This window comes from Paenibacillus sp. 32352, assembly GCF_002042965.1.
GTDB classification, from domain to species: Bacteria; Bacillota; Bacilli; order Paenibacillales; family NBRC-103111; genus Paenibacillus_S; species Paenibacillus_S vulneris.
Genome location: NZ_MZNT01000001.1, coordinates 137,481 through 152,141 on the forward strand (window position 1 = coordinate 137,481; position 14,661 = coordinate 152,141).

A 14,661-nucleotide genomic window follows, 5' to 3' on the forward strand; every position below is an offset into this window, starting at 1 on the left:
GAATGAAGAAGCTAAATGTCCCATACTACCTGGTGATTTCCGTCTTTTTTCAATATAACTTTTCGGACCATCGTACGCAATACGATCTTTTGCTCTTCCTCATTCAGGTAATCCCATGCGGGACCTATCTCGCTCAGTAAGTTGGCAATGTTATCCGGCTTACTAACTCCCTCATAGGAATTTTTCAATACATCGTCCAATTGATTCTGAAGAGCCTCTCTTTCAAGCTCCAGTCTGTTTATGCGGTCACTTAATGTAGAAGCTTTGACGCCGCTTTGAATAGCATCCAATAAGTTTTCCAGGCTTTCATTCACGCTATTTAGCTTAATGGTAAGACTAGATATGATACTATCATCTTCTGTATTATTTTTATTATCCACATCTTCCAAAAACTTTTTCGGATCAACAGAGTAGCTCTTTATTTTACTTATGACGAAATTTTCTACCGATGCCCGGCTGAAATAACCCAACGAACAATGATTGTTTCGATCCTTCTTTCTCACATGCTGCTGTTTACATGCGTACAGATTATATGAGTATAGCTTTCCTCGCGGCTTCGTATTTCTAATTACATGGACTACATTGCCGTTACACACTCCACACTCCAAGAGACCTGTTAATAGATATTCTCCAAGAGGTGTAGAGCCTTCGGCTCGGGCCTCCTGCTCACGCTGCGCAGCCTTCCAAGTTTCTATATCAATTATTGCTTCATGATTCCCGTCCACGAGCTCACCTTCATTGATCAATTTTCCCATATAAATAGGCCTCGCCAACATGTCGCGAATAACGCTGTGATCTATTACCCGGGCCTTTGTTCGGCTAGCTGCCCATTCCGCTATCTGTAACCTTGACTGTCCCGTTATGTATCTCTTATATATTTCTCTGACAATTTGGGCTTCTTCGGGTATTATCTCTAATTGTTTATTTTCTTTGTCCCAGCTGTAACCAAAAGGGACGCGCCCGCCGGGCCAGAAGCCTTGATTAACCTTCTCTCTTCGGCCTGATACAGTACGTTCTACAATCATATCACGTTCCAGCTGGGCGAAGACGGCCAACACTCCGATCATGGCTTTGCCGAAAGGGGTTGACGTATCAAAGGGCTCGGTCGCTGACTTGAAAATGACGTTGTTCTTTTCGAAAACATCCTCCAGGAGATAAAGAACATCCTTTTGCTTACGGCTTAGCCGGTCAAGCTTATAGACGATGACACCGTGAATTTTCCCTTTCTCAATGTCTCTTATTAGCCGCTGCATAGCGGGCCGTTCAAGCTTTGTTCCGGTGTAACCATCGTCTATATAAAGCTTGTAGTTTGCCCAGCCCTGGGACTGACAATAAGCGATTAATCGCTCTTTCTGGACATCGATCGATGTCCCATGCTGAGCTTGCTCTTCTGTAGATACACGAAGGTATATAGCAATGGCTCTAGTTATTTCGTTAATTGTTGTGGTAGTAACCATTATTGACACTTCCTCTTTTGTGAATACCCCTAGCAATAAAAGAAAAAGCCATCTCAATTGAAGGCTTTTTCAAATTAGCGTAACCAGCAAGTCATTCTAATTCAATCAATTTCCAACAGCATCCCAAAAATCCACTTCGTGTACTATGATTATTTGCTTTCCTTCTTTACGCAAATTAATAGCTTTTTCAATCTTGCGGCCATAACAAGAGAATGCCCAGCAGGAATTGCCCTCATCCCCAACGATTAAATAATTCGTATCTTTGAGTACATTATCATGATACTTACCGCCATTATCTGTAATTATTTTAGCAATCTCAGAGCGTTTCATTTTACCAGATGTACCAGTAAAGCAGAATTTCTTATCTGTTATTTCAATATTAGGACCAAGGGCGCAAATTCCCTGGATATTCATTTGTTTTTTTAATTCTAGCAAATCCCCATGGTTAATATTATACGAAGTGGTTGTATCAATAAAATCAGCAAAGAATGCCTTTAATAACATCTCTTCTTCATTGTCAATTTTTCCATCCTTAAGTACATTATGTAGTAACGAGTATACCTCATCATAAGGGTAAACAGATTCAAGATGTGAGTTGTCATTCAACCAGTCTCGGAGCTGATTAAGTTCTTCCAAAGTAATTTGATTATCACTCAAAATCCCATGCAACATTCCATGAAGTACTTGAATATCTGAAGATACTACATCGAAATAAGGGTTTTCATTCAAGTAAGCATTACATAGCCAGTTAATATCTTCAACTTCCTCATCTGTCAAAAAACCATCTGAAACAGCCTCTTTAACCATTGGTATTAATTCATTGAAAGGAAATTTATTAATATGATCAGTTTGTAGAAGGCACCAATGCTGCAATTCTTCTATCTCTTGCTTATTCAAAGAAGAGTCTGCCTGCATACCTTGAATCAATCCCTTCAAAGTATTAAGAGATTTTTCAAACTCAGCTTTACCCATATATTTTTTATAATTGCGCTCCATTGTTACAAAACTCCTTCCTTGTCGGAAAATGTCGTTAAATCATTGAAATTTATGAAAAATATTCCTCACTTGGGTTTAAAAAAAAGGCGATTGCCTATTACTTGCGGTAGACCAAGTTAATACCGTCGAATCCATGAAGTTGTATGTACTCCTCATCACGTTCTATTCTGGTTTTTTCATTGAAATCATCAATCCAAGAGCTTAGATATCCTTTTGACATGAGATAGGTTTCACTCCCACATAACCTACAATATCTATCATTGCCGCTCGCTATTTTACCACAAGAACTTATTGTATTGAATCCATCGGGATCCACGTTCAAGCAGCGATTAAATAAATGTTCTCCACATTGTGTACAGTGGACTGCATCATCTTCAAAATCGTTAAAAGCACATCTGGGACAATAAAGAAAGCGATTGTTTTCATCGATTGGAATCTCTTTTCTTTTAACTGGTTCCATGGATTCGTCACCCTCAATTTGTTCTGAAAATAACTCATCAATTGTTGCGGCAATTTCATAATTGTAATTTTGTAATCCATAATCAGCAATAAATTCGGAATAATGAGCGAACATAGCTTCATCCAACTTGTAATTATTAAGTTGATTGAGAAAGTCTGATCTGAATTTCGCAGCTTGGAAGGACAGATCGCAGATATTCATTATGAAATCGGGATGAAAATCGTTAGTTTGATTTAATGCTTTCAGTACTGTGACAGGAGCCAGCAGCTCGGCCGCAAAAATATCGGCTTCCTTTTCTAAAATCTTATACTCCTCAGAAGTTAACCCGCCGCGGCTCAGCATGGTTTCTTCAAAATCTATAAGATGTCCAAGAACAATATGAGCTATTTCATGAGCTATTGTCCACCGAATGCGTCCGGCATTTCTAAGCGTGTCATCGTATACTACAATGTATTGCCCTTGTTCATCGTCTTCATGTGCAGCCAAATATTTAACCTTTGCATCTGCATTATCTTTCTTTAATGAAAAGGGATCATCATGTCCTGTGTTCCTGGCGTCGCTCCAGGACATGATTATCCATCCGTATTTTTCAAAGAATGAGAAGGGATCTGTAGGTAAAGTACATGAACCTGATTCTCGAAGAAACTCTCCCGCCTTTTTTATAGCGTAGAAGGACCTAGGCTTAAGGGGGATTTTTTTCTTTTTTCGCATAGGCACAATCCTCAGCTTTATCCATGATGTGAAAAACATTCTAATCATTTTTAGATATTTGCTTTTTCTTTTTTGCATAAGCAATTATATCCTCAACTTGCTTTGCAATGATGTCGAAATCTTCTTCATCTAGTTCTTTGGCTCTAGCCAGGCTTCTTATGATTGGTCTAGCTGCTTCTGGGGCACCTTCAAGTTCCTTTGCTTCTTCAGAGGTAACATTTGTTTTACCCAATAAATAGTCAACTGACACACCGCATACATCTGCTATTTTTTGGGCTGTTTCAATATCGGGCTCTCTTTTACCTGCTTCATAATTTGTATAAGTAGTCCTAGCAACACCTATTTTTTTAGCAATTTCTTCTTGAGTCCAGCCATTTGAAATTCTTAACTTCTCCAAATTTGATAGTAACAATGAATTCACCTCATGGTTTTGGAGGTTGTTTCTTTTTTATGGCGTAAGCAATGATATCCTCTACTTGTTTGGCTATAATGTCATAATCTTCATCATCGAGTTCAGGTGCTCTGGACAGACTGCGAATTATTTTTACTGCTTTGGGTGGAACTGTACTCTCAATATCTGATCGTGATGTCGGATCATCTGTCAGTCCAGTTAAATAATCAGTTTTTACATCAAAATACTCTGCAATTTTTCTTAAGGTAGAGACTTTAATCTCACGCTCCCCTAGCTCCCACATACCAATAGTACTCGAAGAAACATTCATCCTCTTAGCAAGCTCAGCTTGGGAAAGGTTCGCATTTTCGCGTAACTGTGCCAGTCTTTTTCCAGCAATTTTGACTACGTCCTCATCCTTCACAACGTATCACGCTCCATTAAGAAACTATTATAAATCACAAAACGTGATTAATAAATATTAATCACAAAACGTGGTTGACAATTCACGAAACGTGGCTATAATGAAATTATGATAACCACAAAACGTGATTAAAGGAGGCTAAACATGAAAAATATGATGCTAATTTCTTTGAGAAAAAATCTCGGGCTTACACAGAAAGAAGCAGCAATTAAGATCGGAATTTCAACAAGCTCATTAGCAATGCTTGAAATAGGGGAACGGTCCGGTCGCGATTTGGTTAAGAAAAAAATTGCTGATTTCTATAATAAGACAGTAGACGAAATTTTTTTTGCGAAGCATACCCACGAATCGTGTTCAAAAATATCTTAAGGGAGCATGTACATGGAATTTAAAACATTCTCGGACAACGACGACTCAACAAAAAATGCATTTGAAGAAATTGCCGCCGCTTCGGATTCAAGCATTTCACCAGCTCGCATGAGTGAACTTATGATTTTCGCTGGAAACCTAATTCAGACCGCAGTCGAGAAAAAAGCTATTACATTGGATGAACTTAGGTTTATTACATCGCTTTTAAAAGGAGCAGTTGAGCTTTATTACTCCAAAAGGTAGAAACAGTTTGCTTCTAATTATTCACTCAGTAGGTTCATACCATATACCAAAAAGGAGGGATGCATATGGATCAACCAGCGAATAACCAACCTGAAAAGATAGGCCCTGAAATGTTTTCGTATGAGAAGAACAAGCTAATCCATGAAATCATCTATCGTGCTGTATCAAGGGCCATCCAGAACGGTACTTTTGATCCGAACAAACACAAAGTAAAATCCGAATCGAGCTTGCCGGTAGAGTCAGCCATTTAATGCATTCGTCGGGAAAGCGTTAGCTTTCCTCGTCGCAAAGTGGACAAGCCTACTTGAGAAATTTTGCGATGTCTATTCCGAGCTGCTTGCAGATTTTTCGAATGTCTATTGTCGCTTTCATTGTCAATCACACTCCTAAAAAAAGCCCACTACCTATACATGGGCAGCGGGTGAAGGTTATGTTGGTTGACTTTATTTTACAGCTAAAAGGGCGACCCTGTCTGTTCCAATATGGACCAATGGGGGAGGTGAAACAGGGGTGGACCTGGGGCTTGTCATGCAAAAATGTCGTGAAAAGGCTGGACTGAGCCAAGAACGACTTGCTCTATTATTAAACAAATCACGCAGCTGCATCAGCAAGATTGAAAATGGTCGCAAGGTATTGGATGCACAAACCATGATGCAATGGACCGAAGCAACTGGAACGCGTGAGGTATTTGTAAGTTTTGTTTATGGTGTGGATGCACCAACAATAATTCAAAATGTGCTCTCATTAGTGGGTGCTGCTTAATAAGGAGGGGAAAGGGATGTTGTTTAATCAATCGGTTCAGGATGGCGAGAACCTAAACAAGCTCCATATGATCCGCAAGATGATGCTAACTAATCCAGAAGTGTTCGATCAAATTTCCTTGTGTAACAACCTGATATGGGTAAGTGGAGAAATTGAGGAAATATTGCGCGGACAAAACGAAAAAGCCGCCATGCCGGGCGACTTAGACGTTAATGATTTTAGAAAAATGTGCAACTCTATTATACCTGTTACTGGACAGGCTGGCAAGGAGGAATCCTATGCATAAACACAAGCTGCTGGGCCAAATAATGGGGCTGGCCTATCTACTGAACGAAAATTCTACATATCAAGTGTTTGTGAGTTTTTCCGGGCATGTGAATGCAGCCTATGTTTACTTGAGAGATCCAGAATCGGACGAGAATTTGGCAGAATCCTATTTTTACTTAGATAGTCCCGATGCTGAGAAACAACTGATCGAGGTCAGCTCCCAGCTATCCGATATTTTGACAACCGGGGAGATTGATTATAGTCGGCTGCATAAAGGCGTACGATTGGGTCGCGAGACAGCGTTCCTTTGCTATGATGCCTTTTATTGTAGTGGTCGTCACGGCGACGTTAAACAGGGCCATTAAGCCGTGAGCGTGGGCAGGAGCTATCCTGCTCGGTTGGCATCAGCCAAAATTTATAGAGAAGGGAGGAACTGGGTTGAATCAAGAGGAATTGCGGCAACTTTTCTGCGGCGCAGAAAATGCTGTTTCTGAAATGGAGAAGGTCTTTAAGAGGCACGAACAACTTGAAACGGTCATTGTTAATCCTAATAGTTGGGTTGGAAAAGAACTCATGCGGCAAGGAAAACGGCTAATCGATCTAAGACACGAAATCCACGATTTGTCCATATCGATTAACCGTTTGGAAAGAAAAATTGACAAATTATTTGATGAGAAACATGTCATAGTGACAGGAACATTGGAAGACCAAATTCTCAAAAATATTGTTAATCGTTTGTCTGGGACTTTTGGTAAATCATTTCATGATACTCCTTGATTGCTATCGTAGATGCTCTGGCTGCAATTGCACCAATGAGTTCTGCTAAACCAAGATCGGAATCATCGGGTATGAGTGTTGAATTAAACTTTTCAACAACCTTTTTTTCCAACTCGTTGAAATCAATTTTCAATTGGTTCACCTCCTACATTTCAAATTTGGTTGGTCTGGACAACTACCATAATTCGACAAAATAGGAGAAAAGTCCTTCAAAGGAAAAAGCCGCCCGTGGAAGGGGCGACTTAATCAAGTTCCATTTTAAAAATAACGATGCGTTTATTATAGCTTTTTCCGTGCAATTTTGGCAAGAGATTGGGGAAAGGAGTGGACCAATAACATCATGGCATGGATAGAAAGTCATCAAACATTAGAGGGACACCCAAAGTTGAAACGTCTCGCAAGAAAGCTAGGGACTAGTGCCCCGGCAGCAATTGGGCATCTTCACCTCATTTGGTGGTGGGCCATGGACTATGCGCAAGATGGTGATATCACTAAGTACGATCCAGAGGATATTGCCGACGCAGCGATGTGGAATGACGATGCGCATACCTTCATTGATGCGTTATGCTTCGCTGGTTTTATTGACCGTTTTGAGGGTCGAACCGTTATTCATGATTGGTACGACTATGCTGGGAAGCTTATTGAAAAAAGAGAATCCGATGCCAAAAGAAAGAGGGAATCTAGACGTCAGAAGGACAGCAAAGGTATGTCCGCAGGACGTCCACCGGACGGCGCAGGTACCGTACCTAACCTAACCGAACCTAACCAAACCGTACCATACCATACCGAAGATGAACCGTACACGCCCGAGCAGCATTTAGCTGAAATTGAGAGATTCGAAGCGCTCGGACAAATGCAAGAGCAAGAACTTGCATCGTCGTCTTCTGCGGAAACGGTTATGGATATTCATCGGAAATTCTTTGGGACCATGGTTATGAGCCCGGCCATGAGTAATTTTATTCAAAAACTACGCGAGAAAGGGAAGTCGGAGGAATTTATTAAAGAGCTGCTCCAAGAAGCCGGGGAAACCTCAACAGGTAAGCCGCCTTTGCGATTCATTGAAACAATTGCGAAATCGTGGATTGAACAGGGAATTGAATCCAGGGAGCAAGCGCAGCTTAAAAAGCCGAAAACGGGTTCAAGTGGCGGTTCTAACAATCGTAAAAAGGAAAAGCCTAAAATGCCGATTGTCACGGATCAGGGCAGCCGAGAAATGCTAAGCAAGGAAGCTTATCGAGAATCTGTAGCCCGTACATTTGCGCTTGATGGCAAGACTTTGACAGATGCAGAGTTCGAAAAACGGTGGGCTACTTACGAGGCGAAGTGGAGTGTTAAAACTGGATAGTTGGTACGCCTATCAGGTAAAAAACGTTTCTTGAACGATAAACGCGGTTTGTGAGGGGTGAATCAGAAAATATGATAGCTGGCCTGGAATGGGATTACAAATGGTCTGATGAGGCCATTGAGAAGTTTATAGAATGCTGGCAGAACGGCATGGATGACAAAGAAATTGCAAGAAAATTGAGGAGGCGGTTCCCGGAAGTGGTCATTCTTCGAATGGACTTAGAGGAGCAAAAACGCTTGCCTAAACGAAATGGGTTTCAAATGCTGAAAACTCAGCGGAAACCATACGGGAAAGCCAAAGACATTAATCTTAATCGATTGCGGTTGTTGTACCTTAATCCTGCCTTGACTCTATCGGAAATAGCAGATGTGATGGGTTGTCACTCAAGAACTATTTCAAAATTGATTCGACGCGAACATCTGAAGAACCCGGAGCTCTGGCCCCGGAGAATCAACCAACAGCAATCTACGGAATCCGAGGTGATTTGATGCTAACCCGGAAAAAGGTTAAGAAAGAACCGGCTCCCTGGCGGCGTAATATCCTTGCTCATCATCAGGACAGGCCATCGGCGGCAGATCGGAATGAATTTCCAACGAAGATCGTAAAAGAGCTGATTTTCGAGACTGGCGGGCTTTGTCAATGCGGATGCGGTCAGATTGCTGATACAACCCATCACGTTATGCCCAGGGGGCGTAGTGGTCGCGGTGTAAAAACAAACGGAATGCGCCTCAATGGTAAGTGCCATGACCGTATTCAAACCAACGAAGCAGAATTGCAATACTGGATTGCGGTATGGGAAAAACGATACGGCCCTTACTTTTGGTTCGATGAACTGGATTGGATCGAGCATCGTAAGCGGATGGAAGCAGAAAGAGCTATCGAAGAGCAGAAGCTTCAGCGTGCACAAGCCTTGAAACCGATTCATGAGCTATTCGCCGGTTGGGCTGGACGACCCCTTGAAATACATGAGACGAACCTGATAAATCGAGCATTCGGGGATACAAGATCTATTGAGCTTATCACCAAAGTCATTTGCTCCATCAATAAGTCCAATGAAAGAGGAAAATCGAGTGAATAGAATCGGATTCAGAAAGGGCGAGGCCAATTCAAAAGGTGAAGTGTGCTGGAGCTGCGGACACTGGTTGATCAGTGGCGGCTGCTGGATTAATGGACATCACATGAATGTCAATAAAGGTTGGATGGATACGAATGCAGATGATTCTTGTGAATCATGGGTGCCTGAAAAAACTCCAGGGACGATAACCGGCGACATTTGGGAACATGTCCGGGAGGAACTGGAAGGTCAGAACAGCGGAGGGCAAAAGAATGATGAAAATAACAATTCATAAATCTGTTCTACTAAAGCAACTCATTCAGGTTTCCGTTGGAGCTTCAGATAATAATGTGGTCGAGGTCCTTAGAGGTGTGCTTTTTAGCCTAAATGAAGACCGTCTCCAATTGGTTGCGGGAGATACGAACTTTTTCATAAAAACGGAGATACCTGCGACGGATTATAAGATCCACAAACCTGGTGCGATTATCCTTTATGCAAAAGAAGTGACCGAAGTAATTAAGCGGATGCCTGATAGCTTGATCGATATTGAGGTGAAAGACACTTCGGCAAAAATCTCGTCCGGGAAAACCAAGATCACACTAAGAGGTATTGAATCAGAAATGTTTCCCAAACTGCCATCCGATCCTCAAAAGCATGATTTGGAAATGCCCGGAAACGACTTGAAAGAGCTCATCCAGATGACCAGTTTTGCGGTTTATAAGAAAGAAGACTTTCCCATAATTACTGGAATTAGAATGTCATTTACGGATTCAGGCATTAAGTTTACAGCATGTGACCGAAAAAGGTTTGCAATAGTAACCGATCCTCTCAAGAGCGACTTGAACAGAGAACTAGTTATCGCCTCCGAACATATGGGCAAGGTAAACAGCGCAATCAAAGATAACGATACGGTTTCCATTTCAGTAAGTGATCCTATGGTGATTTTCAAAAGTGCGGGCATCACCATCTATGCAAGAATCTTAAACGGATCTTACCCGGATGTAGAAAGCATGTTTAGTAATTCAGAGTATGCATTTTCCATTTGTAAAAGATCCGATCTTGTCGAAGCGCTTGAGAGATCACGCATTACAGCTGAGAAAAACAAAAACGGAGGCTTTCTGATCAAACTCCAGCAGATAAATGGTGAAGTTGTTATAGAAAGCAAAAATGAATATGCAGAAGAAACCAGGGACCATGTAACTGCTGAATTATCGGGCGGGAAGCCCATACTGGTAGGCTGCGACGGCAAGTATTTACTAGATGCACTAAAAGCTATCAAGGATGACACGGTAAAGATTCGCTTTGCGGGTGAAGGGATGCCGGTGATCATTTCTAACGGTGATGAAGATTTAGCTATGTACTTAGTCTGCATTCAACGAATAAGGGAGGATCTTGCTTAATGAAAACCAACTCAACTACTCACGAAATTGGAACACATGAAACACCGGCTCAAGAGAACGGATCGGGGCAAGCGCAATTGGCTGTTGAAGCTGAAGGGCAGCTATCCATGGTTATCGTTGATAACACGTTCGTAGTATTGCAACAGCTTGGGTGAATAGAGAGGACGGTGTTATACAATTGAAGCTTCCACCACCTATGGACAATTGGGGTCTTTGGGATCTGGAGAATATCCGCGTTGATTATTTGTCAGATACTTGGGTGCAAGTGTCATGCAAGCATTTGGTCGTCAACGGCGACATCAAAATCAAGAACATTCGCCTAAATTTTTTCGATAAAGTTCGAGGAGTTAATTTTGAGGAAAAAGTAAAACGGGAATTCATTTCATTTGTTTTAAAAATAAATAAGCAGAACGAAAAGATTATTCGGCTTCGCAAGTTGTCACAAAAGGCTGAAGAGTCGGTTAAGATTCACGAAACATATTGAATAAATTGTCCGTGGGGTGATTGTGTGGAAATAAACGAACACGACGAAGTAGAGCATAAAGAATTTGGTCAAGGAAAAGTAATAGGCATCATATCGAACAGGGCAGTTGTCTTTTTTCACGAATTTGCAAGCGTGCCGTAATGTTTTTTTGAGTGAGTTGTCCAAAGTAATTCAATGAATACGGAAATACATGGGAGGGCTTAGCGTGGCAATAGAAGCACATAAATGCAATCAGCCTGGATGTAAAGGATTTGTCGTTTTTGAGAATGCCGACTTCGATCTAAAGGACATTCCAATGGATGACAAGTACGGCTGCTATGCATTCGATAGACCACATTGCAGCGAGTGTGGCAAGGAGTTTCTGGTCATCCCTTATTACATTGTCATTGACCCGAAGGATAAGGAACTAGGCGATTATGAGCAGCTTGATTCTGCTTGTATGACCCAGTTTGAACGGCGCCAGCGACAACGAAAGATGTACGCAGGCTGAATATGGAGGAACATGCGATGAAAAAATCGTCACGCGGACCCGTTGAAGACTTCCATGAACGAACTGAATATGGGATGTACGATGGTATGTTTTATGAAGAACTAGAAGACGATGGGACAAGCGATATATGCCCAACATGCAAAAAGGTTTACCGTAATTGCACATGTGGTCACGAAGGTGATGAACCTAATTGGTGACGGACAGGTCTGAATACGGAAATACATGGGAGGGTTTGAATGTGATCAAATGGATTGTATACGACAGGAACAGCAGGTCGATCGAAAGCCATGTGAATCACTTGATAACGGATGGCCGGAATGTTTGGGTAGCCCAGCACGCTAAGTATGTGAATAGTGAAGGATATGGCTGGCATGAAAACAAAGAGCCTTTGAACTTACCAGTTACGCATTGGGCAAAGATTAATTTGCCTACGAACACCGATTGAATACGGAAATACATGGGAGGTAGCTATGGATAAATACGAGTGGTTATGGAAGACATTGAAACAGCACAAAAAGGAATTGGTCGAGAAGTTCGAAAAGGCAGGAAAGTCTGTTCCAATCCAACATTCATCTACTCTCTACGTAATGGAAGCACTTGAGCTTAAAGAGCCGGAAAATAATAAAGAAAAACACGCAAATATCAGCATGGAGGAATTGCGTGGAATGGCCGAAGGGCTATGAACATTCGTGAATAATCAAGAACTTAGGAGGAATTTATCCATGAGAACATATCAAATATTCGTTAACGGCAAGCCTCAAGGGACAGTAAAAACGGAAGATGCATCGGCATTCGTTTCGGAAAATTATCCTGGCGTAAAATCCAAAATCGAAGAAGAAAGCGCCGAAATTTATCTGAATGTCGGAATCATGGACGCAATGCGCATCGGCAATCAGTAATGGTCAGTTTTGAATATTCAAATACATGGGAGGTTTTAAGTGTGATTCCAGGTAAAGGCCATGGCTCAATTCTTCTTCATGAAAACGAAGACGGATCGGTTCAGTTGAGGGATAACCTTTCTCGATTATGGTGTGCTTGCGGTCGGCCAGCGGTTCATTACTTTAATGGGGCATTGCCTCAGTACCAATTCAAATGCATTAAATGTGCCTTAGATGAGGACGGAGGGGCGGAAATGAGATCGTACTGTTATATCATTGGCGCTCATTCTCAACGTAAAGCTGAGAGCATTGCCGTAAGTAACGGTTTGCTGCGGCACCAATGGATAAGGGCGCATGGTGGTATGCCATCACATTTATTGGACGGCATTAGGGTCGAATCTCGCGAACAATTACTAGGTGAATTTACGAAAGAGGAGCTATGGCTTTTAACAGCGCATTTGGAATCAACAAACCAGTTGATCTATAAAAAATGATGGAGGAGGTTAAGCTATGCAATCGGTTGCTATGAAAGAAACCATGGATGCAACGGACACAATAGAAGAATTCGAGGAGATACCTTCAGGTAAAAAATTCAAATGGAAAGACCGGTTAGGATTAATTGAGGCATTGGCCCATGAATGTGCTGATAGCGGTAGAAAGTTTGAATCTGTATTCAATAGTGTTCGGTTAACTCCATTCGCTTATTATGCTTCCAAGATGCCAGCTAAGCAAAAAAGCAAGCTTAAGAAGGAGGTTCAGGAGAAGGTCAAAGACATCCTGCATATGAGGGAAGCGGCCGACATAGGGGATACTGTCCGAGTTCCGAAGTACAAGGAAAACCCTCTATTAGGTGGATATGTGCGCGATGGTAATAAGCTCGTAGAAGCAATAATTATAAGCAAAGATACGGTAGCATCCAGCTATCGATATACCGTTCGGAGGATTTCTGACGGCCAGATCCAGAAGGGCAACGGCCATATGATAAAGTCGATTGTCTCCAGGGGTTAATCGTCAAACCGGAAAATGAGGAGAGATAAGAGTGAATTTATTGGCACTTTTGGAAAAACAGCGGGAAGAAGATAGAGGGATGGAAGGCGACTTCCTTCCCAACAAAATCTTGCAGTTGCAAATTGAACTGGGCAAGTTAGCTGAGAATTGGCGTGGGCACATGTATTGGGATAAAGATCAGTTTCCGAGACATGTAGAAATTATAGTCAGTGATGGCGAGTGTGGAACGGAGATATATAATAGATATCCCTTACTTGAATCATACCTAAGCTGCTTACGCTGGATCTTGTCAATTGGCAACGAAGTGGAGATAGGGATTTACTACTCGGAGAAATACAGATTTGATTCTGAAATCGATGCTTTCCAATACATTTATCATGAAACATCGTTGTTCGCAAATGGCGATGATTGGAAAGAAATATTCAATGCTTTCCTTGCTCTTGGGGTAATGTTAGATATAGATTGGAATGAAGTTGAAAAAAACATGTTGGAGGACTAGCACATTGATTAAGGCATTAGTATCCTACGAGAGGCATCATTCCGGAAATTATGTATTAAGGTACAAGGGGCAACAAATCATTGTTCTGAGAGGTGCATTTCTGAAAATCTCGGGTGTTTCGGAACAAGCGGAAATCGGGAGTTTTGAAGTAGATAGAGAGGTTTTAAGGAAATTCGGTTTTTGATTAAAAAGATCCCCCGCTGCTCTTGGTCGGGTCCGCGGGGGAATGCATGTTCTCACCTAAATTATAACATAGAATAGGGTGAGGGTAATGTTGGTTATGTTGGAAGAATTGTTCCCGGAGGCAACAGCTTCAGAAATCAAGCTCACTAAAGCTTATCTTAAAAAATACAGAGAAAAAAAGAAGAAAGCCGAGCTCTTTGAAAGCAACCCCCCGCAGACGGACAAACAGAAGAAAGTATATGATGCATTAAGAAAATTCACTACCTCAATTGAACTAGCTGTTGATCAGATCCTAGATGAGAATGTAAAGGCCGTTGTCGAGTACAGATTTATCAAAGGAAACACTCGAGCGGCGACGATATTGAAATTTAGCGGCTGGAATTATTGCGATAAAACCATAGATCGTAAAATAGAAGATGGGATCGTAGCTATAGCAAATACTCTCCTATACTTGGAATAGAAA

At 41.6% G+C, this 14,661-nt stretch carries 27 protein-coding genes; 22 read left to right on the forward strand and 5 right to left on the reverse strand.

The genetic code is table 11. From position 1 onward, the window contains the following. Window positions 1-11: 11 nt before the first annotated feature. The 5 genes from B1728_RS00590 to B1728_RS00610 form a co-directional block, all read right to left on the reverse strand. Window positions 12-1,457 (reverse strand): recombinase family protein, encoded by a 1,446-nt coding sequence (locus tag B1728_RS00590; protein WP_079908234.1) that lies wholly within the window; start codon window positions 1,455-1,457, stop codon window positions 12-14. 105 nt (window positions 1,458-1,562) lie between these two features. Continuing rightward, entirely contained in the window at window positions 1,563-2,453 is an 891-nt protein-coding gene (locus tag B1728_RS00595) for a BRCT domain-containing protein (protein ID WP_079908235.1), read from the reverse strand. Window positions 2,454-2,550: 97 nt separating this feature from the next. After that, window positions 2,551-3,702 carry an ImmA/IrrE family metallo-endopeptidase gene (locus tag B1728_RS00600; protein ID WP_079908236.1) on the reverse strand — a complete coding sequence of 384 codons (1,152 nt, stop codon included), beginning with the start codon at window positions 3,700-3,702 and terminating at the stop codon, window positions 2,551-2,553. Continuing rightward, entirely contained in the window at window positions 3,665-4,036 is a 372-nt protein-coding gene (locus tag B1728_RS00605; RefSeq protein WP_079908237.1) for a helix-turn-helix transcriptional regulator, read from the reverse strand. The genes B1728_RS00600 and B1728_RS00605 overlap by 38 nt, the downstream gene beginning before the upstream one ends. 10 nt (window positions 4,037-4,046) lie before the next feature. Then, window positions 4,047-4,439, reverse strand: a complete 393-nt coding sequence (locus B1728_RS00610) for a helix-turn-helix domain-containing protein (RefSeq protein ID WP_079908238.1) — start codon at window positions 4,437-4,439, stop codon at window positions 4,047-4,049. A gap of 144 nt (window positions 4,440-4,583) precedes the next feature. Between B1728_RS00610 and B1728_RS00615 the strand changes: the two genes are divergently transcribed. From B1728_RS00615 to B1728_RS00715, 22 genes are all read left to right on the forward strand, one after another. Further along, on the forward strand, window positions 4,584-4,808 hold the full coding sequence (locus tag B1728_RS00615) for a helix-turn-helix transcriptional regulator (protein ID WP_218672282.1): 225 nt from the start codon (window positions 4,584-4,586) through the stop codon (window positions 4,806-4,808). Window positions 4,809-4,820: 12 nt separating this feature from the next. Beyond that, window positions 4,821-5,051, forward strand: coding sequence for a hypothetical protein (locus B1728_RS00620; protein WP_079908239.1), 231 nt, complete (start codon window positions 4,821-4,823; stop codon window positions 5,049-5,051). A gap of 65 nt (window positions 5,052-5,116) precedes the next feature. Beyond that, the gene (locus B1728_RS00625; protein ID WP_079908240.1) at window positions 5,117-5,302 is read left to right on the forward strand and encodes a hypothetical protein; all 186 of its coding nucleotides are present in this window, start codon (window positions 5,117-5,119) and stop codon (window positions 5,300-5,302) included. Window positions 5,303-5,561: 259 nt separating this feature from the next. Next, window positions 5,562-5,813, forward strand: a complete 252-nt coding sequence (locus tag B1728_RS00630) for a helix-turn-helix domain-containing protein (protein ID WP_256865183.1) — start codon at window positions 5,562-5,564, stop codon at window positions 5,811-5,813. A 16-nt stretch (window positions 5,814-5,829) separates the two neighbouring features. Beyond that, complete coding sequence (locus B1728_RS00635; RefSeq protein WP_079908241.1) at window positions 5,830-6,099, forward strand: hypothetical protein; 270 nt, start codon at window positions 5,830-5,832, stop codon at window positions 6,097-6,099. After that, window positions 6,092-6,445, forward strand: a complete 354-nt coding sequence (locus B1728_RS00640; RefSeq protein ID WP_079908242.1) for a hypothetical protein — start codon at window positions 6,092-6,094, stop codon at window positions 6,443-6,445. The genes B1728_RS00635 and B1728_RS00640 overlap by 8 nt, the downstream gene beginning before the upstream one ends. A 73-nt stretch (window positions 6,446-6,518) precedes the next feature. Beyond that, window positions 6,519-6,857, forward strand: a complete 339-nt coding sequence (locus tag B1728_RS00645; RefSeq protein WP_079908243.1) for a hypothetical protein — start codon at window positions 6,519-6,521, stop codon at window positions 6,855-6,857. A 463-nt stretch (window positions 6,858-7,320) separates the two neighbouring features. Then, the gene (locus B1728_RS00650) at window positions 7,321-8,202 is read left to right on the forward strand and encodes a DnaD domain-containing protein (protein WP_179135823.1); all 882 of its coding nucleotides are present in this window, start codon (window positions 7,321-7,323) and stop codon (window positions 8,200-8,202) included. 71 nt (window positions 8,203-8,273) lie between these two features. Then, complete coding sequence (locus tag B1728_RS00655) at window positions 8,274-8,690, forward strand: hypothetical protein (RefSeq protein WP_079908245.1); 417 nt, start codon at window positions 8,274-8,276, stop codon at window positions 8,688-8,690. Then, complete coding sequence (locus tag B1728_RS00660; RefSeq protein WP_079908246.1) at window positions 8,690-9,280, forward strand: HNH endonuclease; 591 nt, start codon at window positions 8,690-8,692, stop codon at window positions 9,278-9,280. The genes B1728_RS00655 and B1728_RS00660 overlap by 1 nt, the downstream gene beginning before the upstream one ends. Then, a complete protein-coding gene (locus tag B1728_RS35630; RefSeq protein ID WP_144027720.1) occupies window positions 9,273-9,551 on the forward strand; it encodes a hypothetical protein in 279 nt (92 codons plus the stop codon). Before B1728_RS00660 ends, B1728_RS35630 begins: the two co-directional genes overlap by 8 nt. Further along, window positions 9,529-10,656, forward strand: a complete 1,128-nt coding sequence (dnaN, locus tag B1728_RS00665) for a DNA polymerase III subunit beta (protein WP_179135824.1) — start codon at window positions 9,529-9,531, stop codon at window positions 10,654-10,656. Before B1728_RS35630 ends, dnaN begins: the two co-directional genes overlap by 23 nt. Next, window positions 10,656-10,811, forward strand: coding sequence for a hypothetical protein (locus B1728_RS36030; protein WP_179135825.1), 156 nt, complete (start codon window positions 10,656-10,658; stop codon window positions 10,809-10,811). The genes dnaN and B1728_RS36030 overlap by 1 nt, the downstream gene beginning before the upstream one ends. 23 nt (window positions 10,812-10,834) lie before the next feature. Then, complete coding sequence (locus B1728_RS00670; RefSeq protein WP_144027721.1) at window positions 10,835-11,140, forward strand: hypothetical protein; 306 nt, start codon at window positions 10,835-10,837, stop codon at window positions 11,138-11,140. A 205-nt stretch (window positions 11,141-11,345) separates the two neighbouring features. Further along, window positions 11,346-11,630, forward strand: a complete 285-nt coding sequence (locus B1728_RS00675; RefSeq protein ID WP_079908249.1) for a hypothetical protein — start codon at window positions 11,346-11,348, stop codon at window positions 11,628-11,630. A 238-nt stretch (window positions 11,631-11,868) separates the two neighbouring features. Then, window positions 11,869-12,075 carry a hypothetical protein gene (locus B1728_RS00685; protein WP_144027722.1) on the forward strand — a complete coding sequence of 69 codons (207 nt, stop codon included), beginning with the start codon at window positions 11,869-11,871 and terminating at the stop codon, window positions 12,073-12,075. 25 nt (window positions 12,076-12,100) lie between these two features. After that, window positions 12,101-12,313 (forward strand): hypothetical protein, encoded by a 213-nt coding sequence (locus B1728_RS00690; RefSeq protein WP_079908252.1) that lies wholly within the window; start codon window positions 12,101-12,103, stop codon window positions 12,311-12,313. 39 nt (window positions 12,314-12,352) lie between these two features. Continuing rightward, window positions 12,353-12,529 (forward strand): hypothetical protein, encoded by a 177-nt coding sequence (locus tag B1728_RS36035; RefSeq protein ID WP_179135826.1) that lies wholly within the window; start codon window positions 12,353-12,355, stop codon window positions 12,527-12,529. 41 nt (window positions 12,530-12,570) lie between these two features. Continuing rightward, window positions 12,571-13,002 carry a hypothetical protein gene (locus B1728_RS00695; protein WP_079908253.1) on the forward strand — a complete coding sequence of 144 codons (432 nt, stop codon included), beginning with the start codon at window positions 12,571-12,573 and terminating at the stop codon, window positions 13,000-13,002. A 16-nt stretch (window positions 13,003-13,018) separates the two neighbouring features. After that, entirely contained in the window at window positions 13,019-13,516 is a 498-nt protein-coding gene (locus tag B1728_RS00700) for a hypothetical protein (RefSeq protein ID WP_079908254.1), read from the forward strand. 31 nt (window positions 13,517-13,547) lie between these two features. Next, window positions 13,548-14,015, forward strand: a complete 468-nt coding sequence (locus tag B1728_RS00705) for a nucleoside triphosphate pyrophosphohydrolase family protein (RefSeq protein ID WP_079908255.1) — start codon at window positions 13,548-13,550, stop codon at window positions 14,013-14,015. A gap of 280 nt (window positions 14,016-14,295) precedes the next feature. Further along, window positions 14,296-14,658 carry a hypothetical protein gene (locus B1728_RS00715; RefSeq protein ID WP_256865184.1) on the forward strand — a complete coding sequence of 121 codons (363 nt, stop codon included), beginning with the start codon at window positions 14,296-14,298 and terminating at the stop codon, window positions 14,656-14,658. The last annotated feature ends 3 nt before the right edge of the window (window positions 14,659-14,661 follow it).

Excerpts from the sequence above, each read along its gene's own strand:
- B1728_RS00590 (WP_079908234.1), bottom strand. The coding sequence starts at position 1,457 with ATGGTTACTACCACAACAATTAACGAAATAACTAGAGCCATTGCTATA.
- B1728_RS00595 (WP_079908235.1), bottom strand. The coding sequence starts at position 2,453 with ATGGAGCGCAATTATAAAAAATATATGGGTAAAGCTGAGTTTGAAAAA.
- B1728_RS00600 (WP_079908236.1), bottom strand. The coding sequence starts at position 3,702 with ATGCAAAAAAGAAAAAGCAAATATCTAAAAATGATTAGAATGTTTTTC.
- B1728_RS00615 (WP_218672282.1), top strand. The coding sequence starts at position 4,584 with ATGAAAAATATGATGCTAATTTCTTTGAGAAAAAATCTCGGGCTTACA.
- B1728_RS00620 (WP_079908239.1), top strand. The coding sequence starts at position 4,821 with ATGGAATTTAAAACATTCTCGGACAACGACGACTCAACAAAAAATGCA.
- B1728_RS00625 (WP_079908240.1), top strand. The coding sequence starts at position 5,117 with ATGGATCAACCAGCGAATAACCAACCTGAAAAGATAGGCCCTGAAATG.
- B1728_RS00635 (WP_079908241.1), top strand. The coding sequence starts at position 5,830 with ATGTTGTTTAATCAATCGGTTCAGGATGGCGAGAACCTAAACAAGCTC.
- B1728_RS00640 (WP_079908242.1), top strand. The coding sequence starts at position 6,092 with ATGCATAAACACAAGCTGCTGGGCCAAATAATGGGGCTGGCCTATCTA.
- B1728_RS00650 (WP_179135823.1), top strand. The coding sequence starts at position 7,321 with ATGGACTATGCGCAAGATGGTGATATCACTAAGTACGATCCAGAGGAT.
- B1728_RS00655 (WP_079908245.1), top strand. The coding sequence starts at position 8,274 with ATGATAGCTGGCCTGGAATGGGATTACAAATGGTCTGATGAGGCCATT.
- B1728_RS00660 (WP_079908246.1), top strand. The coding sequence starts at position 8,690 with ATGCTAACCCGGAAAAAGGTTAAGAAAGAACCGGCTCCCTGGCGGCGT.
- dnaN (WP_179135824.1), top strand. The coding sequence starts at position 9,529 with ATGATGAAAATAACAATTCATAAATCTGTTCTACTAAAGCAACTCATT.
- B1728_RS36030 (WP_179135825.1), top strand. The coding sequence starts at position 10,656 with ATGAAAACCAACTCAACTACTCACGAAATTGGAACACATGAAACACCG.
- B1728_RS00690 (WP_079908252.1), top strand. The coding sequence starts at position 12,101 with ATGGATAAATACGAGTGGTTATGGAAGACATTGAAACAGCACAAAAAG.
- B1728_RS36035 (WP_179135826.1), top strand. The coding sequence starts at position 12,353 with ATGAGAACATATCAAATATTCGTTAACGGCAAGCCTCAAGGGACAGTA.
- B1728_RS00700 (WP_079908254.1), top strand. The coding sequence starts at position 13,019 with ATGCAATCGGTTGCTATGAAAGAAACCATGGATGCAACGGACACAATA.
- B1728_RS00715 (WP_256865184.1), top strand. The coding sequence starts at position 14,296 with ATGTTGGAAGAATTGTTCCCGGAGGCAACAGCTTCAGAAATCAAGCTC.